This window comes from Thalassoglobus sp. (genome assembly GCF_048270125.1).
Lineage (GTDB): Bacteria > Planctomycetota > Planctomycetia > Planctomycetales > Planctomycetaceae > Thalassoglobus.
Window position 1 is genome coordinate 35,814 of the sequence record NZ_JBLWTN010000032.1, and the last position, 18,746, is coordinate 54,559.

Below are 18,746 nucleotides of genomic sequence, written 5' to 3' on the forward strand. Positions count from 1 at the left end.
GACAAATCTCAATTCAGAGTCAAACGGGCATTACGCAGTCGCAGCGTTTTGGGTGGCGAGTTTTCCGATTTCGACTGGTGATCGCAGCAGTTCTTCAATGCTCGCATCTTGGTCGTAAGCGTGCCGCAGGAATGATTCGTTGGACGTGTTTTCCAATAACCGGCGAACCAGATAAGACATTCCCGGTAGCAGTTCGCCAAACGGAGCGTAGACCCGCACGCGGTATCCAAGCTCACTGAAGAGTTGTTGTTGTTCCTCAGCCATGCCGTAGAGCATTTGAATTTCCCAGGCATTTCGTGGGACTTTCAATTCCTCAGCCCACGCCATGGCACTCGCGAGGGACCGCAAATTGTGTGAAGCAATCGCCGGTTGCAAGTGCTCGTAGTTCTTCAGCAAGAATTGTGTTTGTTCCTCGAAGTTGGCATCGGACTCCCATTTCTGAGTGTAAACGGGACACTTCCAACCACGATACTCGGCTTTGATCGTCTCGTAATCCCAGTAGGCTCCCTTCACAAGTCGGACCCCAATCGGAGTTTTTCGTTTCTTCGCCCACTTAAGCAGGTCTTCCAGGTCTTCACGTGCATCGGGCAGGTACGCCTGAATCACAATTCCACAATCCGGCCAATCTCGGAATTCTTTCTCCATGCAAATTTCTTTGAAAATTTGCAGCGTCAAATTTTTGTACTCGTAATGTTCCATGTCGATGTGAACATAAGCGTCGAGCTTTCGCGCTAACCGAAAAATTGGACGAAGCTGTTCTTTGACGCGCTCCGAAGTACCTTCAGCGTCGATCGGTTTGAAATGGCTGACAAGTGCAGAGAGTTTCAATGAAACCTGACACCTGGGAATCCAACCGGTCTGATCACGATCGAGAAGAGAATCTTCTGGCCAGCTATTCACTTGCGGGGCGAGTTGTTCAATGAGGTCCAGATACGCTTGCTGGTATTTTTCCGCCTCCGGCTCGCTGATCACCGCTTCACCGAGTAAGTCCAAAGTAAACGCGACTCCCTTGGAACGGAGCTTGTGGACACTTCGGAAGACTTCTTGAGGCTTGGTTCCGGCGATGAACCGCTCCGCCATTTTTCGGGCGTTGGTCCGCGCATTTACTGCTAGCGCCTTTCCCAGAATGGTATCGGGCTGTGCGACATTCAATCCTAAACGAACCGTCGCTGGAAGATGTGAGCGGACTTCATCAAAGTATTCTTGCAAGTGAGTCGTTACCGTTGTGCTTGCCTTGAGCATTGGGAGCACATCAACAAAGCGAAACATTTGCACTTTGACAGACTCGTCTTGCATAGCCCATTCAAGAATGTGGTCCAACCACCAGCGACGTTCAAAAACGGTCGGCTTCCGTCGATCCAAATGTTCCCATAAGTCACGACCGATTCGCTGCGTTTCTTGCTCGACCCGCAGGCTGGCTGATGACTTTTGACTCCGTTTTTTCATGGACTTACAATCTGACTTCAGTAATTGGAGGACTTATTCGACACCGATTTTGTGTCATCTTGAGACGTAAAGCTCAACGTTTCTATTAAGAGCTAGAGCATTTTCAATGCTTGTCGTACCCGTACGTTCACTTTCATGACTTCACAGGCTGTCCGTGTCGGACGCGCTTCACCAGTAAAATTGCTGTTTGTCACGAGACATGTCACGTACTTCAGTTCTAAAATGCGATAGCACGAGACTCTGGTCCCGTGCTATGTGTGGAGAGTGGATTTCAATCTATTCTTCCTGAAGCCGATAGAGTTGCTCGCCAGCTTTACGGACAAGCAGAACTCCCTCATCTTCGCGGTTGGCGTAGTCTTCAATGTTGATTGTAGCGGGATCTCGATAACCAAGATTGATGCTCTCGCAAACTTCTTTGGGAACCTGTGACGCCAACGTCACCTGCACGCGACATTTTTCAACGCCGTTTTCATAAGTTCCAGTTCCGCGAACATGCGTTGAGTGAGCAACGACTCCCCATGGGTAATCTTTGAACTTGTCCCATTGCTCAGTGAAATAGTCTTTGCAATGATAGCCAATCTTGTGGATCGTCTCACCATGCGTGACGGAAATGCTCTTTAGATGTGGAGCATAGATAATGAGTTCACCACCGTCAGCGACGACCGGTTCAAGCTTGTACATGCATTTTCCGGCTGTCCAAAGTTCATCATACATCGTAGGTGAACAAGACAGGACCGTGTGAAACGGCTTCTCCATCCGCTTTATGTGAGTCTGCCCCGAAACATCCGCTGCTGCGTTCCAAGCATCTTCAGGCGTTCCATAAAACAGACCATGCAGGCTGGTTGTTCCATCAGAGGAGACGACAAAGGTAATTGCTTTTCTCTCCACCGGGATGCTCTGGGCAGAGAGGTCAACAACCTCGCGAACTGGCGTCCCTTTGACGCCAATAATGCCTACGTTTGTGATCAAAGCACCGAGCCAGTGGAAGAAGTTCAGAAGCAGCGGTCCGGAAATGCCGGGGAAAAAGTACTTGTTACCGCCGGAGAATCCGACCACTTCATGTGGAAAGACTGGCCCCATCACGAGCAGCAGATCATAGTCGTGAATTCGCTTATTGATCTGGATGGGAACTTCCTGCGAGAGCAACCCGCCTGAGATACGCTCGGTGTCAGCCTTCGTCAGAATTCCGATGGTGTCCAAAGCATCAGGGTTGTCCCATTCGTGATTGATTAACTCCACGTTCGCGTATTTCGTATTGCGTTCTTCCGGTTGAATTCCGAGCAGTTGACACATCAACTCCTCAGAAATCCCCGGGTGAGTCCCCAATGCAAAGATCACATCGATTTTTTCTACGACGGCGTTCAGTTGCTGGAAAAGTGAATCAAACAGCAATGGCATTGGTGCCGTTCGGGTTTGATCCGGAACAATCAGCAGAACTTTCTTGCCTTCAAAATCACTTTGTGGAATTTGACTGGCGAACCAATTTCTGACTTCCTCTTCAGACATCACCGGTTGTTGCGTCATCGTCATTGTCTCTGCGAAAGCTTCTGGAAGCTCGTGATTTCATCCCAGCGGAGAATCCCGCTGAATCAACGAGTTGATGTCAATTCTCAAATATTCATCTCAAAATCACAATTCCGGACGATAGAGTTCCAGAGAGATTGCATCAACACTGAAGCCGAAATCGAAAATCTGTTTCTTGAAGATTGCTGAATCAACTCCGACTGATGCACCGTGAACTGATGCACCGTGAAATGTGCAACACTCTAAAAGTCAGTGCGGCTGAGTCTGTTCTGTCGAGCTTGGAGGCTCAGGTGGCTTGAGCCAGGTGGAACTTAAATTCGGTGACCGTTCTCGTGTCAGATCGGCGGAAATTGAACCCGTCGTCATTTGCGAACTATGTCGGAGTTAGCCAGCATCTTCTGAACCGTATTCTACCAACGTTCGCCTGACCTGTCTTGTGATGACAGATGGATGATTGTTGATTTGTCTGGCGGTGTTACAGTTCCTTGTCTGCGGTTATGTCAGTCGTTTCGACAGTCGTGATGGAAAGGAAGTGCCGTTCGTGCGACAATGAGCCCAGTATCGGCGATACCAGTATCGACAAGCAGGAAAGGATGAACTCATATGACGATTTCACGACGCCAGTTTTGTGCCGCCCTCGGAGCTGCTGGGCTTACGACAGCCGCGCTCCCCACGTTCGCATCAGACAAGAAAATACAACCTCTTCGAGTGATTGCCTACAACGTTTACGCCTGCACAGGCTGGCCGAAGGATCGACTGTTGGCGAAGAGTGCGGTCAAGAAAGGCCAGATGGCAAGACGGCTGGCCATGGAGTTGGCTTTGTATGAACCGGACATTATCAATTTCTCAGAATCGCCAAGTGAAGCGGTTGCCAAAGAAGTGGCAGAGCATCTGGGGATGAACCATGTTCGCTTCCCCAGCGGAGGGAACTGGCCGGGAACATTGCTCAGCCGTTTCGAAATCACCGATTCAGAGAATGTTCCACTCGGTCACGAGCGCCCGAAAGACCTGTTCACTCGACACTGGGGACGTGGGACGGTCAAGTTGCCGAATGGCGAATCCCTGATTGTCCACTCCGCTCATCTTTATCCAACACCCGACCCATCTGTCCGGTTGAAGGAAGTCAAGGCGATGCTGGTGTCAATGAAAAAGGATCTTGATGCTGGTCGGTCGATGCTTTTGATTGGTGACCTCAACCATAATCCGGAGACTGAGGAGTATAAACTTTGGATGGACGCCGGATGGATCGATACCTTTGCCAAAGTCGGTGAAGGTGAAGGTCTGACCATCAGAGCGGACGATCCAAAACACCGCATTGATTACGTGTTGGCGACCGGTCCCATTGCAAACCAGATCCTCGAATCAAGGCCGCTATTCGAAGGAGCTTTCCGTCTGAACATTGCAGATGAAAATTCATTTGCTCTGAGCGACCACCTTCCACAGTTGGCGGTCTTCGGCCAGAGCGATTAGTTTCAGATGTTTTCGAAGCGGTTCTAATTTCCCCACATGAACTGATGATGCGATGAAAACACTACTCCCTGCATTTTCCGTATTGCTCGGAATTGTCCCTTCTCTCTGTTTTCCTGGATTTGGATCAGCGGAGGAGATTGTGGTCCGCCCACAATCAAAAGCGGGCCCACTGGATAACCCGCTCAAGGGCTGGGCTCCCTACACTGACGCAGGTAAAATTCATCAGCCTTATTCCATGGTGTTTCAATACATCTCCTGGCGTGAACTCGAACCTGTTCAAGGAGATTTTCGCTTTGATGAATGGGAGAAGGCTTGGGAAGTCGAGAGAGCAAATGGCAAGCACATCATTTTTCGAGTATATGTCGATTACCCTTCATTGCCATCCGGCCTCCCCGATTGGCTGCGCAAAGCGGGTGTGAAAGAGACTGCTTATGAAGAGCATGGAGGTGGGATGTCGCCTGACTATAATAACCCACTTATGATTTCGGCCATGGAGCGGCTGATTGAAGCTCTCGGGAAGCGATACAACAAGCATCCACGCGTCGCTTTCATTCAGTTAGGTTTGCTCGGTTTCTGGGGCGAATGGCATACATGGCCACGAGATGAACTGTATGCCACACCCGAGACGGAACGTCGAATCATTGACGCCTATCGGAAATCGTTTCCTGATAAGTCCCTGATGGTTCGCTATGCCAGAGGGTATGCTGGGCAGCAGGATTGGATTGGATTTCATGACGACATGTTTCCACAAGACACCGACAACGGGAAAGACTGGAGTTTTCTCTCGGGCTTGAGGAAGACGAAGCGAACCGAAAATTGGCGAGTTGCAGTGGTCGGCGGCGAGATGGTCCCAAACAAAGCTCGGCAATGGCTCGGGAAGGACTATGAGACAACTCTGACAATGTTGGATCGGTCTCACTTTTCATGGGTTGGTCCATACTGCCCTGCATTGGAGAAATCGAATGACGAAGAGTTTTTCAAGCGAAGCGAAGAACTGGTCCGGAAGATGGGCTACGAATTCCAGATTACTGAGGCCGTTCATCCTGCTGAGGTGATCTCAAAGCAGTCGAACAGGTTTTCTCTGAAAGGCAGAAATGTTGGGAACGCTCCGTTTTACTACCCATGGCAGTTCGAATGGGCTTTGCTCGATTCGTCAGACAAGGTCGTCAAGATTTGCGAAACAGAATGGGATATCCGGAAGTGGTTACCCGGCGATTTTTCTGAGGAGACGAAAATTACGTTCCAAGTTCCAGCTGGGACATATCGACTGGGAGTCGGAATCCGCGATCCATGGCAAGATCGACCAGCCATCCGTTTCGCCAACGACTTGCCGGTGGTTGACGGATGGACGATCGTTTCGAAGCTAAAAGTTACCGAGTAGTTTGTGAATTTCTTTAAGACTCATCCGTGAGTTGCTTGAACGCATTGAGGAATTTCTCCGGATGCTGTGCGCCGGACAATCCTAGTTTCTGGTTAAGAATGAAGAACGGAACGCTCGCAACTTGATACTGCTGTGACATTTCAGCAGCCTGCGCAATCATGTCCATCCCTTCTTCGCTATCCAACATGGTTTCCGCAGCTTCTCGTTCCAGACCAGCGGCGGCAACGATGTTGATGATCGTCTGGCGATCGCCGATCTCCTGACCTTCGCTGAAGTATGCTCGGAATAAAGCTTCGACAACTGCATCTTGATAGCCATGCTGATCGGCAAGCCAGATGAGCCGGTGGGCGTCGACAGTATTTGGTGTTCGCTCAATCTTGTCGAAGTCGAAACGAATCCCTTCAGCTTCGCCAGCACTGGTGACTGTGGCGTCCAGCTTGACTGAACGTTCCCAGCTTCCAAATTTTTGAGTTCGATAATCTTTACGGCTGATCCCTTCCTTTGGCATCGTGGGATTGAGTTGAAAGGGATGCCATCGAACCTGAACTTCATGCTCGGTACTTAAAGCAGCAATCGCCGTTTCAAGTCGCCGTTTGCCGATGTAGCACCATGGGCAAATGACATCAGAGATTACGTCTACGAACAGTTTCATTTGGTCTCGCCAGAATTTTCCTGAAGGTCAAGTTGATTCGCTCGCCGACTTTTTGCTTCGTCTTGGGAACTTCATGTTTCCAGAATTGCTGCATTGTTCCAGCCATGATAATCAGTGTCCCGTGACCTGCAAGAAAGGTCTTTGTCGCTTTCGTTTCGTTATGCCTGATCCGAAACTTCCGTGTGGCTCCCAGAGAAAGTGAACCGATCACGTTCCCCATCTCCGGTTCATCGTCTGCATGCCAGCCCATGCTGTCGGCCCCAGTTCGATAACGGTTCAAAAGGCAGTAGTTATATTCGCCGCGAACCGTCTCGATTTTCTTTTTGATTTCCAGCAATTCATTCAGCCACGGGAGAGCAGTATTGTTCACGCCCGAATACCGATAAGTGACACCCGGGTCGCCGTATGAGGCAATCAACCTTGGCTGCATGTGGCCGAAGAGACCTGGTTTCTGCTCCCATGCATAATTGTCGCGCAACCGGGCGAAGTAATGATCTGCGACCTCGGCCGGCAGAAATGCGTCGTCATAGAGAAGTAACCCTCCCTCTCCAAGTTTGATTGTTTCCATGACAAAGCTTCAAAGAAATTTCGTGCATCCTGTGTCCGCGAAGACAAATGTTGGATGGAATCAGCAAATGCGTGTTTTGATTTTACATATCCGAATTCGCATTGAGAGTCATGGCTTGAAGTGCCTGGTCAATTTGTGAAGTGTTTCGCGCGCCGATCAGCATTGAGGTGATGTTGGGTTGCCTGAGAACCCAGGACAACGCGAGTTGCACATGGGAAAGTCCGGTCTCTTGGGCAGAGGCATCAAGTTCTTCAAGGACTCGAAAACCATGATCAGTGAAATAGATTGGCTGATGCCCCGGGATGACATCGAAGCGGGAGCCAGCTGGAATTGATTGGCCCGATCGATACTTGCCAGTCAAGAAACCAGCCCCAAGCGGGCTGTAGCTGAGCACACCGACATTCTCGCGAGCGCATAACGGTAGCAGGTCCGTCTCGATCTCTCGTTGGACCAGATTGTAAGGAGGTTGGACGGATGTCAGCCGAGAAAAGTTTGATTGATCACTTAACTTCAACGTCGCTGCCAGTTGGGCTGCATTATAATTACTGCAGCCGACGCATCGGACTTTGCCTTGGGCGACCAGTGCTGTCAAAGAGTCGAATGTTTCTTCCAGTGCCGTCGATTCATCCCATGAATGAGTTTGAAGTAGATCGATGCAGTCAGTTTGCAAACGCTTCAAACTTGATTCGGTGGACGAGATGATCCGTTCGCGAGTGAGCTTGCCCTTAATTTTTGTGGCAAGAACAATTTGGTCTCGTCGGGCTCGGCTCTTCAACCAATTTCCGACGACACGTTCCGACCCACCTTGTGCGTAGGCTTCGGCAGTATCGAAAAGTGTGATCCCATTTTCAAAAGCGTAATCCATGATCCGCAGCGACGTCTCTTCGTCGATTTCCCGACCAAATGTGACGCATCCCATTCCGATGGAACTCACTGAAATCTCAGAATGGCCGAGCGTTCGATACTGCATTTTTTCGGATTACTTTTTGGGGCCATAGCAAGCCCAATATTGGACTTTACTTCCTGCCGCGTGACGAGCAGTCTCTGAAGTCCTGAATCTGAACTTCGCGGGTATGACAAGCGTGGGAAATGAAAATGTTTTTAAAGCGGATGGTTTTGAAATGGAACCGGGACAGTGTTGATCGTCTTTTTAGTTCCTGTTTCTGCAGCTTCGTAAATCCCAAAGACTGTTCTCATTGTGTTTAAGGATTCTTGAGTTGTAATTGGAGGTGGAGTGTCGTTGGCGATGGCAGAGATCGCTCTTGCCACGATTGGAGAGTAGCCGCGAGATTTTTTGCCGACATCGAAGGTTTGAATCTGTTTCGCGTTTGGCCCTTTGTTTTCGTACCAGGTCATTTTCGGTTCCCCGGTGGAGTCAAGATTGATCCAGCCTTTTGATCCCCAGATGCGTATCTGAGTGTGGTAACCGGAATCCAGATAGTACCCCGAGTTGATTGTGCCGAGAGTGCCGTTGCTGAAACGTAGAATTGCCGCAGCGGAATCTTCAGCGGTAATCGGCTGACCTCCGACATTCGCGACGGCTCCGGTCGCTTCGGTAATTTCAGTTCCAGTCAGATACATTGCCAAATCAAGCCAGTGAATCCCCAGCCAGATCAGGTGTCCGCCACCTGCACGGGATTTGTCAGCGAGCCATGTTTTGTGGTAAGCGGGGCGAGTCAGACGAGTTTGATCGGCGACGATATGCATATCGATGCTGTAGATTTTGCCTATTCGACCTTTGCGAATCATTTGTCGAGCTTCGAGCGATTCCGGATTTGTGCGGTTGGCAAACGCCATCATCAGTTCCAGGTGTTTTGATTCTGCAAGAGTTGCGAGCTTCTCAAACTGATCGAGTGAAACGCACGCAGGTTTTTCCGAGAAGACGTTTGATCCGGAATTCAGTGCGGCTTCGATGACAGGTGGAGCATGATCGGCTCCTATTGAAACCAGGCAGAATTTCGGTGATTCCTTTTCCAGGAGTTCTGCGTAACTGGTGTAAGTCCGCGTCAACTTTTCGCCGAGCGTTTTTTTCGCGTCATCTTTCCAGCGACCACTGGGATCTGCCATGACAACTTCATCGCAATCTTTCGCATTCGCCAGGGCGGAATAATAGGCGCTCATATGAGGCCCGTCGGCGTGTGTCAAAAATGCCGCTTTCATGATGTCGTCCTTGGCTTCAGAGTCGAGTGTTCGTAAGGTCGCTGGAATTATAATGGATCTCTGCAATGACAGTCACTAACATTGACGATGTCATGGGCACAATTTTGATTTCGAAGAGTTGACCGGAGAAGTGGAATGCGAGAGACCTCAGATGGCCGACTTGAGAATTCTCTAACACGAAGAACTGCGATGCAGATCGGTGCCATCGGGGCATTTGGGTTAAGCTTGGAAAAATTACTCGCTTCCGATGATCAGGCTTCAATTAAAAAATCTTCCGGACAGTCTCCCAAGTCTTGCATTTTCATTCATCAGTATGGTGGTTTGTCTCAGCTTGATTCTTGGGACATGAAGCCCGCAGCGCCAAGTGAGATTCGTGGGCCGTATCAATCGATCGAGACGGCAACTCCGGGATTTCAGGTTTGTGAACTGATGCCGGAGCTTGCGAAGATCTCCGAGAAGTATGCCGTCATTCGTTCGATGACGCATCATATGTCTCAGCACGACAAAGCCAACTCCATGTTGCTTGCGGGTCGCAGTAAACCAGCTGAGGACGATCCATCGTTCGGAGCGATGGTCTCTAAACTTTCTCCTTCTCTCGAGTCCATCCCGGCACACGTCTGGTTGCAAAAGTATGGAGGAGGCTCTGCTCCTCCGGAACACACATATTTAACAGGTGGACACCTCGGCATGGCATACGCCCCGATGCTGATTGGTGAGAGTCATGATGACAATCCGGCATCGAATGACTTCCGTGTACGTGCATTCGATACAGATGAATCCGTCTCCTTGAAGCGGTTGGAAGAACGCTGGCAATTGTTGCAGACTTTGCAAAGCTTCCCTCAAAGCAAAACTTCATCAGCCTTCGAATCGCTGGATATCTATCAACAGCAATCATTCGATCTCTTACATAGCAGCGACGCCAAATCCGCGTTTGAAATCAATCAAGAAAAACCTGCCACGCGAGACCGTTATGGTCGGAATCCTCTTGGACAAAATTTATTGCTCGCTCGACGATTGATCGAATCAGGAGTCAGACTTGTGAATGTTGTGGCGTGGACGGGGTTAGCTGCTGGTGAAAAATTCGTAAGTCTTGAAACTTGGGACATGCACGGAAATGCAAATGTTGGCATCTTTGAAAATGGGTGGAATGGACTGCCGTTTGCGTTGCCAAGAACTGATATCGCAGTGGCAGCACTCTTGGAAGATCTCAGTGAACGAGGTCTGCTCGATTCCACGTTAGTGGTCCTCATCGGAGAATTTGGAAGAACGCCTGTCATCAGCAAAGGTGCGAAACGAGTCGGTCGCGATCACTGGCCTCAATGTTATTCTGCGATGGTGGCTGGTGCGGGGATTCAAGGAGGGACAGTCTATGGAGAATCCGACTCCCGCGCAGCCTATGTGAAATCGAGTCCGGTCACACTAGAAGATTTCACTGCGACCCTCTTTAAGGCAATGAACATCAATCCCGCCTCAAGGCTCAGTCCCAACGGATTTACAATTCCAGCCAGCCCCGGAATTCCGATTGCTGAACTTTTGTAGGCAGTTTCTTTCTGAGCAAACTGTTACGCACAAAACAAAAAGGCAGATTACTCGCGATGGATATTTCACTTCCAAAAATCTTCTTTCCAGTGGCTTATTGCATCGCAGCCATATTCATGGAAGTGAATTGCACGGCTGAAGATTCAGCGAAGTTTGCGAGTACTGTCGATCAAACATTCCTGGCGGATCACGATGGGACTAAGCAGAAGTATGTTGTCATGACTCCGACAGAGATGGTTGAGGGAAAACCTGTCTCTGTTCTGATTGTGCTGCACGGGCATGGATCGGACCGGTGGCAGTTTGTTCAACAATCTCGCGGTGAGTGCCGGGCAGCTCGTGACGTTGCTTTAGAACATCGTATGCTTTTGGTCTCGCCCGATTATCGTGCGCCAACTTCGTGGATGGGACCGGCTGCAGAGGCTGACCTGGTTCAGATCATTCAAATCCTCAAAGAAACATACAACGTCCAACGCATCATATTGAGCGGAGGCTCGATGGGAGGAACAGGGGCACTCACATTTTCGGCGAGACATCCAGAGATGATCGACGGAGTCGTTTCTCTTAATGGGACCGCCAATCTCGTGGAGTACGAGCGGTTTCAGGATGCCATCGCAACTTCGTTTGGAGGGAGCAAAGCACTTGTCCCCGATGAGTACCGCAAACGGAGTGCCGAGTTCTATCCGATGAAATTCACGATGCCCTTGGCGGCCACAACCGGTGGAAAGGATGAAGTTGTGCCTGCGGCGAGCGTTCTGCGGTTGGTGGATCAGGTTCAGAAACACAACTCAAACGTCCTCAGCATTCATCGAAAAGAAGGCGGACACAGCACGACATACGCGGACTCAAAACAGGCCTTCGAATTCGTGATCCAAGCGACGGCTTCGAAATCAGAATAAGATTTCCCCCCTAGCGCCGGGGACTGACCAATCACGCAACGGTGAAATTAAAGAAGCCACTGGAAATCTGGCGCTGGGATCTGGAGCTGCCATCAAGTGAATAACATCGGCGGCAATTTAAGCTGTTCATTCAAATCAGGAGTATGGTAATGAAATCAGAGCAGATCACACGACGTGAATTTGTCTCGGCTGCAACATTCGCGGCTGCCAGTGCGCTCGCTCTTAAAAACTCAATCGCAGCAGAACCCCGTGGAGTGAAAGTTCCAAAAATTGACACTCACTTACACTGTTTTGCCGGCACCGATTCTGAGAAGTTCCCTTATCATGCGAAGGCTCCTTACCGTCCCACTGCCTTGGCAACACCAGAGCACTTACTCAGCTGTATGGACGCAGCTGGAGTCGACTATGCTGTCGTTGTCCATCCAGAACCGTATCAAGACGACCACCGCTACCTGAAGCATTGTCTCGATATTGGAGGTGGCAGATTGAAAGGGACGATTCTGCTCTTTTCAGATCGTCCGGGCTCGTTAGAAAAAATGCCAGATTTGTGTCAGCAGATGGATGTGATAGCTGTCCGGGTGCATGCGTATGTTCCAGATCGTCTTCCGCCATTTGGTTCCAAGGAACTGCGTCATTTGTGGAAAATGGCGACCGAACTGAATCTGGCGGTGCAGCTTCACTTTGAACCTCGGTACGCTGACGGCTTTGAGCCACTCATCAAAGAATTTCCGGAGACAACCGTCCTGATTGATCACATGGGGCGTCCATTTCAAGGAACACCGCAGGAACACTCAAAAGTTGTGAAGTGGTCTCGATTTCCAAATACGATCATGAAACTTTCTTCGATTCCGACGACCCGTCAGTATCCTCATCGAGATATTCAACCAACGATTCGTGAACTGACAAACGCGTTTGGTGCAGAACGAATGATGTACGGCGGCGGTTTCGGAGCGGATACGACAGGCGAATCATATCAGCAAGCTTTTGCACGAGCCCGGTCGCTTCTCTCCCATCTCTCGGAGAATGAGCAAAATCAAATTCTCGGAGGAACTGCGAAACGGATTTTACGCTTCGGATAAGATAGAGCGAAGGTGTAGCTTCGAATGGGGCAATCAGAGATTGTCGGCGTCACTCGTCATGTTTGTCAGCCTCGCGATTTGGAGGCAGCCTCACTCAGGCAGATCGGAAAGAGTGGATGAAAAGAGTAAGTTTAAAGGTGGATATAAAACGAGCCTCACCCCGACGGGCCAGTGCGGGGGAGGCTCTAACAACACAGCAACGGGCCTGATGCTGCGTTGTGTGCGGCAATTTTCTCAGAATGAGCTTTGACTTGCAATCTTCTGAGGTCAAAATCAGACTTGTCGAGAGAAAAAAGTTTAAGAAAGGGCCACGCTATGGGGCAGAGGACGCTGTTATTGATGTTGAAACGACTGGTGTCGGAAACAAAGACCGCATTGTTGAAGTCGCAGTTGTCGTTTTGAACGAAAATTTGAAAATCATCGACGAGTACGACACCCTCGTTGATCCTCTGCGAGATGTGGGGCCGGTCGATATTCATGGATTTTCACCATCCATGCTCACAAACACTCAAGGAAGAGGACAGAATCCGAGATCTGTACTTCGATCAATAGGGGGCTTTGAAGAACTTCACGGTCACAAAAAAAAGCATTGAAGATGCTCGAATCTGGCACTTTGAGATCGACCTGAAATCGACGAACAACGATTCAGTTTTTTGTAGTAACTTCTCAAGAACCAGTCCGGAAACGATTCGTTAGAATGATCAACTTTCTCTGTGTTTGAGAGAGTCAGTTCAGGTTTCAGGATCAGTTCTTAAACAAGGAGACTCTGATGAACCGTAAAAAAGCAAGTGATTTCGATCCACAAGTTCTGGGTCTGTACGATGACTATTGCCACGGGCGACTTGATCGTCGTGAATACATGAAACGTCTCGCGACGTTTGCTGTGGGTGGCCTGACTGTGGAAACTTTGATGTCAAGCATGAGCCCCAATTATGCTTGGGCAGAACAAGTCAAACCGAATGATCCACGGATTCAGAGTGAGATGATTACTTACGATTCTCCCGATGGAGCAGGAGAGATGAAAGGGCTGCTGGCTCGTCCGGCGAAGGGGGATAAGTTTCCGGCTGTGTTGGTGATCCATGAGAACCGAGGTCTGAATCCCTATATCGAAGATGTCGCACGTCGACTTGCAGTTCAGGGATTCCTCGCATTAGCTCCTGATGCGCTGACTCCGCTGGGTGGGTATCCGGGCAACGATGACGAGGGGCGTGCGATGCAGGCTAAGCGAGACGGTGAGAAGATGACTCAAGACTTCATCGCAGCAGCCAAATTTCTCGATACGCATCAACTTTCTACCGGAAAAGTCGGAGCAGTCGGTTTCTGTTACGGCGGTGGGGTCGTGAATCAGCTTGCTGTGCGAATTCCAGATATCCTCGACGCTGGCGTTCCGTTTTATGGAAGACAACCTGACCTCGCGGATGTTTCCAAAATCAAAGCTCCTTTGTTAATTCAAAATGCAGAAAACGACGCCCGTATTCTCGCCGGAGCTGCTGCCTTTGAGGCTGCGATGAAAGAAAATGGCAAGTCGTTTACGGCGTACGTTTACCCCGGTGTGAATCACGGTTTTCACAACGACACAACTCCACGTTACGACGAAGCTGCAGCTGAGCTGGCATGGAAGCGGACCATCGCGTTCTTCAAAGAGCACCTGGCCTCATAGAGTATTTTCAATGCATGCTGCGTCTGTGAAGTTCACATTTTGACTTCATCGACGACTCGCCCGATGCAGTGATTATAGAGCAGGCTTGGCTTTGGTGTCGTGGAAAGACTCTGAAGGGAGATATTCATCTGGGATTATGGGAGTTCGGAGACATTCAGTTGATACCTCCGGATTTTTTCGCGAAGTGTTTGGCGATGGATTCCCAGAATTTTTGCAGCCTCTTGACGATTCCCGTGCGTTAGCGAAAGGGCCTCCGAGATGAGTACGGATTCGCTTTCGGACTGGAATCGATCAAAGAGGTTCGCAATTTCTCCGTCCGAAGTGTGGTCGTCGATTTGGGATTGAATCCAGTTACGGACCGACTGGCCCAGAGATGTCGATGGTTTGCTTATGGAGTCTGTGATCGACATCGGAGCGGCGAAGGCATCTGCAGAGATCTCTCCTGAACGGGTTACGATTACGGCATGTTCGATGGTGTTGCGAAGTTCTCTGACATTCCCCAACCAGGGACGTGAAAGGAGTTCTTTCGACGCAGCTTTCCCGAGGTAGACCTTACCTGCCGGATCGATACGTTTCATGAAATGGTCTGCAAGCAATGGGATGTCTTCAGGACGTTCGCGAAGTGGTGGGATCATGATCTGATAGACATTGAGCCGAAAGTAGAGATCCTTGCGGAATGTTCCATCAGCGACCATCGAGTCCAGATCACGATTTGTGGCAGCCAGTAATCGGAAATCGGATATGAGAGGGTCGTCGCCCCCCACGGGAGTGACTGCCCTCGATTCGATCACTCGCAACAGCTTGACCTGCGTTGGAATCGTGATGTCGCCGATTTCGTCGAAAAATGCGGTTCCACCGTCAGCAGCTTTAATCAGGCCACTCCGTTTTTCGGTCGCCCCGGTAAAGGCACCGCGCGTATGACCAAACAGTTCACTTTCCAGAACTGATTCACTCATCGCAGGGATGCAGACCGGCACGAACGGACCGTTTGCCCGTTTGCTGTATCGATGAATCGCTGCGGCGACGAGTTCTTTGCCTGTCCCACTTTCGCCGGTAATCAACACTGGAACATCCCGCTCTGCCACGATGGCAATGTCTCGATAGATCGCCTGCATCGCGGGAGAAGAGCCGATCAAGAGATGGTTTTCAAGAGATTCCTCTGATGTCGTTTTGTCAGCTGACGTAACGGAACCTCCTGCTGCAATCGCTTTCTGAATCACGTTGATTGCTTGATCAAGATCAAACGGCTTGGTGAGATACTCGAAGGCCCCTCGATTGATGGCCTGAACTGCGGTGTCAAGATCTCCAAAAGCAGTAATGATGATGACTGGAGTCTTCCCGATTTGACGCTGCAATTCTTTCAGGGCCGTCAAACCGTCCATACCGGGCAAGCGAACGTCCATCACCACGACATCAGGCACAGATTCCGTGATCAGCTGGAGCGCGTCTTCTGCTGTTGCTGTAGTGTTGACTTCGTGCCCATCTTCGCTGAGTGCTTTCTCTAAAGCCCAGCAAATGGAAGGTTCGTCGTCAACGATCAGAATGCTGCTCATGATTTCATTGCTTAAAGTGACTTTGTGGTGCCGATGTTTAGCCCGGTTCAGCTGGATGCGGAAGTCTGATTGTTGTTCGCCAATTCCGCAGATGCGGGGCGATCCTTAAGCTGAGGGAGACTCAGACGGAATGTTGATTTTTCTTGTTGAATGATTGTTAATGTCCCATTGCAATCTTCGGCTGCCTGACGTGCCAGTGCCAGTCCCAAACCTGCTCCTTCTGGTTTCGTCGTAAAGAACGGTGTGAAAACTTTATCGAGATGATCACTCGACACACCCGGACCATCGTCGACAACATCGATAGTGATTTGATCACCGGTAGAATGAGTTTGTACGAAGACCTCACCGTTTCTCGGCGTTGCTTCAATGGCGTTCATCAATAAATTTAACAGCGCTCCCCGAATTGCATCCTGATCTTCAACAAGACAATCAAAGTTCTCCCGATTGTAAATGAGATCGATTTTCTGGTGAATGCATAGTGGACGGACTAATGAGATCGCATCGTCAAGGATGACCGCGACATCACCGGAGCGGGCAACTTCTGACTCGCCTCGCGAGAGTCTTAAAAGAGCTTTGATCTGCTCTTCAGTTAAGGTGAGTTGTTTCAAAGCGACTTCAATCGCCTCTTCTTCGCCTGTGGAACAATGTCGCTGATGGAGTTGTATTGAGACTCTCGCCCCGGTGAGCGAATTCCGCAATTGATGTGCCAAACCACCCACGAGCTGTGTCAGCATTGCGGATCGCTCGCTCTCTTGTATCCGCTTCATTGACTGGTCGAGAACAACTGTCATGCGGTTCACGCTTTGTGACAATTCACGAAGCTCGTCCCGCGATTTGAGAATCGGCATAGGAGTTAAGTCACCACCGGCGATCCGGGAAACGTGTTGTTGGACGTCTTGAATTCTTCTCGCAAGCCGCTTAGAGATCCAAAACGACGCAAGTGGTGTGAGCAGGAGCAACGATCCGCCAACCAGTGCCGGATTCACAATCGCTTCCCAGCGAGCGGCCTCTAATGCACTTTTGGGATACAGAACAAGAACGGTTCCACGATTTGATTGCAACGTCGCTTTTCCAGCCAGAAATTGTTCCCCCGCGAAGGGCAGGGTTCCCTGACTTCGAAGAAACTGAAAGTTCTGTTCCGGAGATGGAATTGACTGTAGCTCTTCTGTGGTGAGGGCAAAATCTTTTAGAGTGGAAGCTGTCTGCTGACCATTGAAATTATAGACGACAAACTCTGCTCCGGTCAGATTGTTGAGCTGTTCCAAGATGTTGCTGGTCAGCGGGTAAGACGCTTTTTCAAGTGTCTCCATCACGTTCTCCAGGCGTGTTGCCACTTCGTCGTCAACCTGGCGAATCGCAAACCATCCAGATGATAATGCCACCGCAAGAATTGTCGCGATCTGAATGAACAGAAACGGGACTAAAATCTGATTTCGGATTGGCCATCGCATATCAATTCCCGGTGAAAGCAACCGTTCAGCTCTTGTGCTCGAGCTAACGTAAGTGCGTCATATTTGTGGCGATGTTTTCGCCACGAGGTGGCGGTTCTGTCGCCACCTGCTGTGAAGGTTTACAAAGATTCAGTCAATTCGCTGCGTCTTACCCTGCATTTGACTTGGAATATGGTTAAGGAACACATTTTGCGTCACCAGTTCTCCACTTTACGAGTTGTTGGTGACTTGGTCTTCCAAAGCCTTGTTGGCCTGCATCTCCGACGTCGCTGGATATCAATCCAGACGAAATGATTTTGTCAGTCCCAGTTTACCCAAAAATGAAATATTCTTCTGAAATGTTTGTGCCCCAAAGACCGAAACGACGAGGCTTCACTCTGATCGAACTGCTCGTCGTGATTGCTATTATCGCGATTTTAGTTGCTCTTTTGCTTCCCGCAGTGCAGCAGGCTCGAGAAGCTGCCAGACGAACGCAGTGTAAGAATCATCTTAAGCAGTTGGGACTTGCTCTGCATAACTACATTGATGCCAACAGATACTTGCCACCGGGGGCAGCTGTGAATTTGTCAGTCACATCAACCGGCAGCAATGGGTCGTGGGGTGTCCATGGTCGAATTCTTCCATATCTCGAACAGGGAAGTCTTTACAATGGAGTTGATTTGACGACCGCCTGGGATTTCCAAACAGCAATCAGCGGCGTCAAAATTCCTGTCTTCGCCTGCCCCAGCGACCCGAAGAGTGACGTCGCCCGAGATCCTGGTGGAGGAAAAGTGACGCTCTACCCAACATCGTATGGATTTAATTATGGAACGTGGTTCGTCTTTGATCCAACAACTGGGCGAGGAGGAGATGGACTTTTTTTTCCGAATGCGAGACTCTCTTTTCGTGATGCAGTTGACGGTTCGACGAACACCATGTTAGCTGCCGAGGTGAAAGCTTGGACACCGTATCAACGCAACGGTGGGCCATCACAAACGACTGTCCCTGACTCAATTGCTGAGGCGGAAGCGATTGTTGCTTCGGGAGGCCAGTTCAAGAATACCGGGCATACAGAGTGGCCCGATGGTCGCGTGCATCACACCGGAGTGACGACCGCTCTCCCGCCAAATTCAAAAGTCCGCTTCTCAACCGGAGGCGTTGACTACGAAGAGACCAATTACAATTCATGGCAGGAAGGTCTCAATGGATCAGCGGGCAGCCCAAGTTACGCGATGATTACATCACGCAGCTATCACGTGGGAATGGTGAACGTTCTTTTGTTTGACGGATCGGTCCGTTCTCTTAGTGAAAACCTCGACCGAGCAACCTGGAGAGCATTGGGAACTCGCAACGGTGGAGAAATCATCGGAGAATTTTAGAACAGCTTC

16 protein-coding genes are annotated in these 18,746 nt (G+C 49.9%); 8 read left to right on the forward strand and 8 right to left on the reverse strand.

The features are described from left to right. Positions 1-30: 30 nt before the first annotated feature. Positions 31-1,446 (reverse strand): proline dehydrogenase family protein, encoded by a 1,416-nt coding sequence (locus ACN0YR_RS22280; RefSeq protein ID WP_417851415.1) that lies wholly within the window; start codon positions 1,444-1,446, stop codon positions 31-33. A 276-nt stretch (positions 1,447-1,722) separates the two neighbouring features. After that, entirely contained in the window at positions 1,723-2,970 is a 1,248-nt protein-coding gene (locus ACN0YR_RS22285) for a lactate racemase domain-containing protein (protein ID WP_417851416.1), read from the reverse strand. A gap of 603 nt (positions 2,971-3,573) precedes the next feature. Here ACN0YR_RS22285 and ACN0YR_RS22290 point away from each other — a divergent pair. Both ACN0YR_RS22290 and ACN0YR_RS22295 read left to right on the forward strand, forming a co-directional pair. Beyond that, the gene (locus tag ACN0YR_RS22290) at positions 3,574-4,440 is read left to right on the forward strand and encodes an endonuclease/exonuclease/phosphatase family protein (protein ID WP_417851417.1); all 867 of its coding nucleotides are present in this window, start codon (positions 3,574-3,576) and stop codon (positions 4,438-4,440) included. Between the two features lie 52 nt (positions 4,441-4,492). Continuing rightward, positions 4,493-5,821 (forward strand): DUF4832 domain-containing protein, encoded by a 1,329-nt coding sequence (locus ACN0YR_RS22295; protein ID WP_417851418.1) that lies wholly within the window; start codon positions 4,493-4,495, stop codon positions 5,819-5,821. A gap of 13 nt (positions 5,822-5,834) precedes the next feature. Here ACN0YR_RS22295 and ACN0YR_RS22300 read toward each other — a convergent pair whose 3' ends face one another. From ACN0YR_RS22300 to ACN0YR_RS22315, 4 genes are all read right to left on the reverse strand, one after another. Further along, positions 5,835-6,473, reverse strand: a complete 639-nt coding sequence (locus tag ACN0YR_RS22300; protein WP_417851419.1) for a DsbA family oxidoreductase — start codon at positions 6,471-6,473, stop codon at positions 5,835-5,837. After that, on the reverse strand, positions 6,445-7,041 hold the full coding sequence (locus tag ACN0YR_RS22305; RefSeq protein ID WP_417851420.1) for an alpha-ketoglutarate-dependent dioxygenase AlkB family protein: 597 nt from the start codon (positions 7,039-7,041) through the stop codon (positions 6,445-6,447). The genes ACN0YR_RS22300 and ACN0YR_RS22305 overlap by 29 nt, the downstream gene beginning before the upstream one ends. An 82-nt stretch (positions 7,042-7,123) precedes the next feature. Then, positions 7,124-8,011: an aldo/keto reductase gene (locus ACN0YR_RS22310; protein ID WP_417851421.1), complete on the reverse strand. Its 888-nt coding sequence runs from the start codon at positions 8,009-8,011 to the stop codon at positions 7,124-7,126. Between the two features lie 131 nt (positions 8,012-8,142). Continuing rightward, positions 8,143-9,201: a Gfo/Idh/MocA family protein gene (locus ACN0YR_RS22315; RefSeq protein ID WP_417851422.1), complete on the reverse strand. Its 1,059-nt coding sequence runs from the start codon at positions 9,199-9,201 to the stop codon at positions 8,143-8,145. Positions 9,202-9,336: 135 nt separating this feature from the next. Between ACN0YR_RS22315 and ACN0YR_RS22320 the strand changes: the two genes are divergently transcribed. The 5 genes from ACN0YR_RS22320 to ACN0YR_RS22340 all read left to right on the forward strand — a co-directional run bounded on the left by ACN0YR_RS22320 (position 9,337) and on the right by ACN0YR_RS22340 (position 14,375). Continuing rightward, positions 9,337-10,740, forward strand: coding sequence for a DUF1501 domain-containing protein (locus ACN0YR_RS22320; protein ID WP_417851423.1), 1,404 nt, complete (start codon positions 9,337-9,339; stop codon positions 10,738-10,740). 56 nt (positions 10,741-10,796) lie between these two features. Then, positions 10,797-11,636 carry an alpha/beta fold hydrolase gene (locus tag ACN0YR_RS22325; RefSeq protein WP_417851424.1) on the forward strand — a complete coding sequence of 280 codons (840 nt, stop codon included), beginning with the start codon at positions 10,797-10,799 and terminating at the stop codon, positions 11,634-11,636. A 149-nt stretch (positions 11,637-11,785) separates the two neighbouring features. Continuing rightward, entirely contained in the window at positions 11,786-12,715 is a 930-nt protein-coding gene (locus tag ACN0YR_RS22330; protein ID WP_417851425.1) for an amidohydrolase family protein, read from the forward strand. A 251-nt stretch (positions 12,716-12,966) separates the two neighbouring features. Next, a complete protein-coding gene (locus ACN0YR_RS22335; RefSeq protein WP_417851426.1) occupies positions 12,967-13,308 on the forward strand; it encodes an exonuclease domain-containing protein in 342 nt (113 codons plus the stop codon). Positions 13,309-13,484: 176 nt separating this feature from the next. After that, the gene (locus tag ACN0YR_RS22340; protein ID WP_417851427.1) at positions 13,485-14,375 is read left to right on the forward strand and encodes a dienelactone hydrolase family protein; all 891 of its coding nucleotides are present in this window, start codon (positions 13,485-13,487) and stop codon (positions 14,373-14,375) included. Between the two features lie 134 nt (positions 14,376-14,509). On the opposite strand, the gene ACN0YR_RS22345 is transcribed toward ACN0YR_RS22340, so the two are convergent. Both ACN0YR_RS22345 and ACN0YR_RS22350 read right to left on the reverse strand, forming a co-directional pair. Continuing rightward, complete coding sequence (locus ACN0YR_RS22345; RefSeq protein ID WP_417851428.1) at positions 14,510-15,928, reverse strand: sigma 54-interacting transcriptional regulator; 1,419 nt, start codon at positions 15,926-15,928, stop codon at positions 14,510-14,512. A 47-nt stretch (positions 15,929-15,975) separates the two neighbouring features. Beyond that, complete coding sequence (locus ACN0YR_RS22350; RefSeq protein WP_417851429.1) at positions 15,976-17,379, reverse strand: ATP-binding protein; 1,404 nt, start codon at positions 17,377-17,379, stop codon at positions 15,976-15,978. Positions 17,380-17,699: 320 nt separating this feature from the next. On the opposite strand from ACN0YR_RS22350, the gene ACN0YR_RS22355 reads away from it, so the two are divergent. Next, the gene (locus ACN0YR_RS22355; protein ID WP_417851430.1) at positions 17,700-18,737 is read left to right on the forward strand and encodes a DUF1559 domain-containing protein; all 1,038 of its coding nucleotides are present in this window, start codon (positions 17,700-17,702) and stop codon (positions 18,735-18,737) included. Positions 18,738-18,746: the final 9 nt, after the last annotated feature.

What these genes read in the sequence shown, in the direction of transcription:
- ACN0YR_RS22340 (WP_417851427.1), top strand. Translation starts at nt 13,485, where the DNA reads ATGAACCGTAAAAAAGCAAGTGATTTCGATCCACAAGTTCTGGGTCTG.
- ACN0YR_RS22295 (WP_417851418.1), top strand. Translation starts at nt 4,493, where the DNA reads ATGAAAACACTACTCCCTGCATTTTCCGTATTGCTCGGAATTGTCCCT.
- ACN0YR_RS22280 (WP_417851415.1), bottom strand. Translation starts at nt 1,446, where the DNA reads ATGAAAAAACGGAGTCAAAAGTCATCAGCCAGCCTGCGGGTCGAGCAA.
- ACN0YR_RS22315 (WP_417851422.1), bottom strand. Translation starts at nt 9,201, where the DNA reads ATGAAAGCGGCATTTTTGACACACGCCGACGGGCCTCATATGAGCGCC.
- ACN0YR_RS22355 (WP_417851430.1), top strand. Translation starts at nt 17,700, where the DNA reads ATGAAATATTCTTCTGAAATGTTTGTGCCCCAAAGACCGAAACGACGA.
- ACN0YR_RS22300 (WP_417851419.1), bottom strand. Translation starts at nt 6,473, where the DNA reads ATGAAACTGTTCGTAGACGTAATCTCTGATGTCATTTGCCCATGGTGC.
- ACN0YR_RS22350 (WP_417851429.1), bottom strand. Translation starts at nt 17,379, where the DNA reads ATGCGATGGCCAATCCGAAATCAGATTTTAGTCCCGTTTCTGTTCATT.
- ACN0YR_RS22320 (WP_417851423.1), top strand. Translation starts at nt 9,337, where the DNA reads ATGCGAGAGACCTCAGATGGCCGACTTGAGAATTCTCTAACACGAAGA.
- ACN0YR_RS22285 (WP_417851416.1), bottom strand. Translation starts at nt 2,970, where the DNA reads ATGACGCAACAACCGGTGATGTCTGAAGAGGAAGTCAGAAATTGGTTC.
- ACN0YR_RS22330 (WP_417851425.1), top strand. Translation starts at nt 11,786, where the DNA reads ATGAAATCAGAGCAGATCACACGACGTGAATTTGTCTCGGCTGCAACA.
- ACN0YR_RS22290 (WP_417851417.1), top strand. Translation starts at nt 3,574, where the DNA reads ATGACGATTTCACGACGCCAGTTTTGTGCCGCCCTCGGAGCTGCTGGG.
- ACN0YR_RS22305 (WP_417851420.1), bottom strand. Translation starts at nt 7,041, where the DNA reads ATGGAAACAATCAAACTTGGAGAGGGAGGGTTACTTCTCTATGACGAC.
- ACN0YR_RS22310 (WP_417851421.1), bottom strand. Translation starts at nt 8,011, where the DNA reads ATGCAGTATCGAACGCTCGGCCATTCTGAGATTTCAGTGAGTTCCATC.
- ACN0YR_RS22325 (WP_417851424.1), top strand. Translation starts at nt 10,797, where the DNA reads ATGGATATTTCACTTCCAAAAATCTTCTTTCCAGTGGCTTATTGCATC.
- ACN0YR_RS22345 (WP_417851428.1), bottom strand. Translation starts at nt 15,928, where the DNA reads ATGAGCAGCATTCTGATCGTTGACGACGAACCTTCCATTTGCTGGGCT.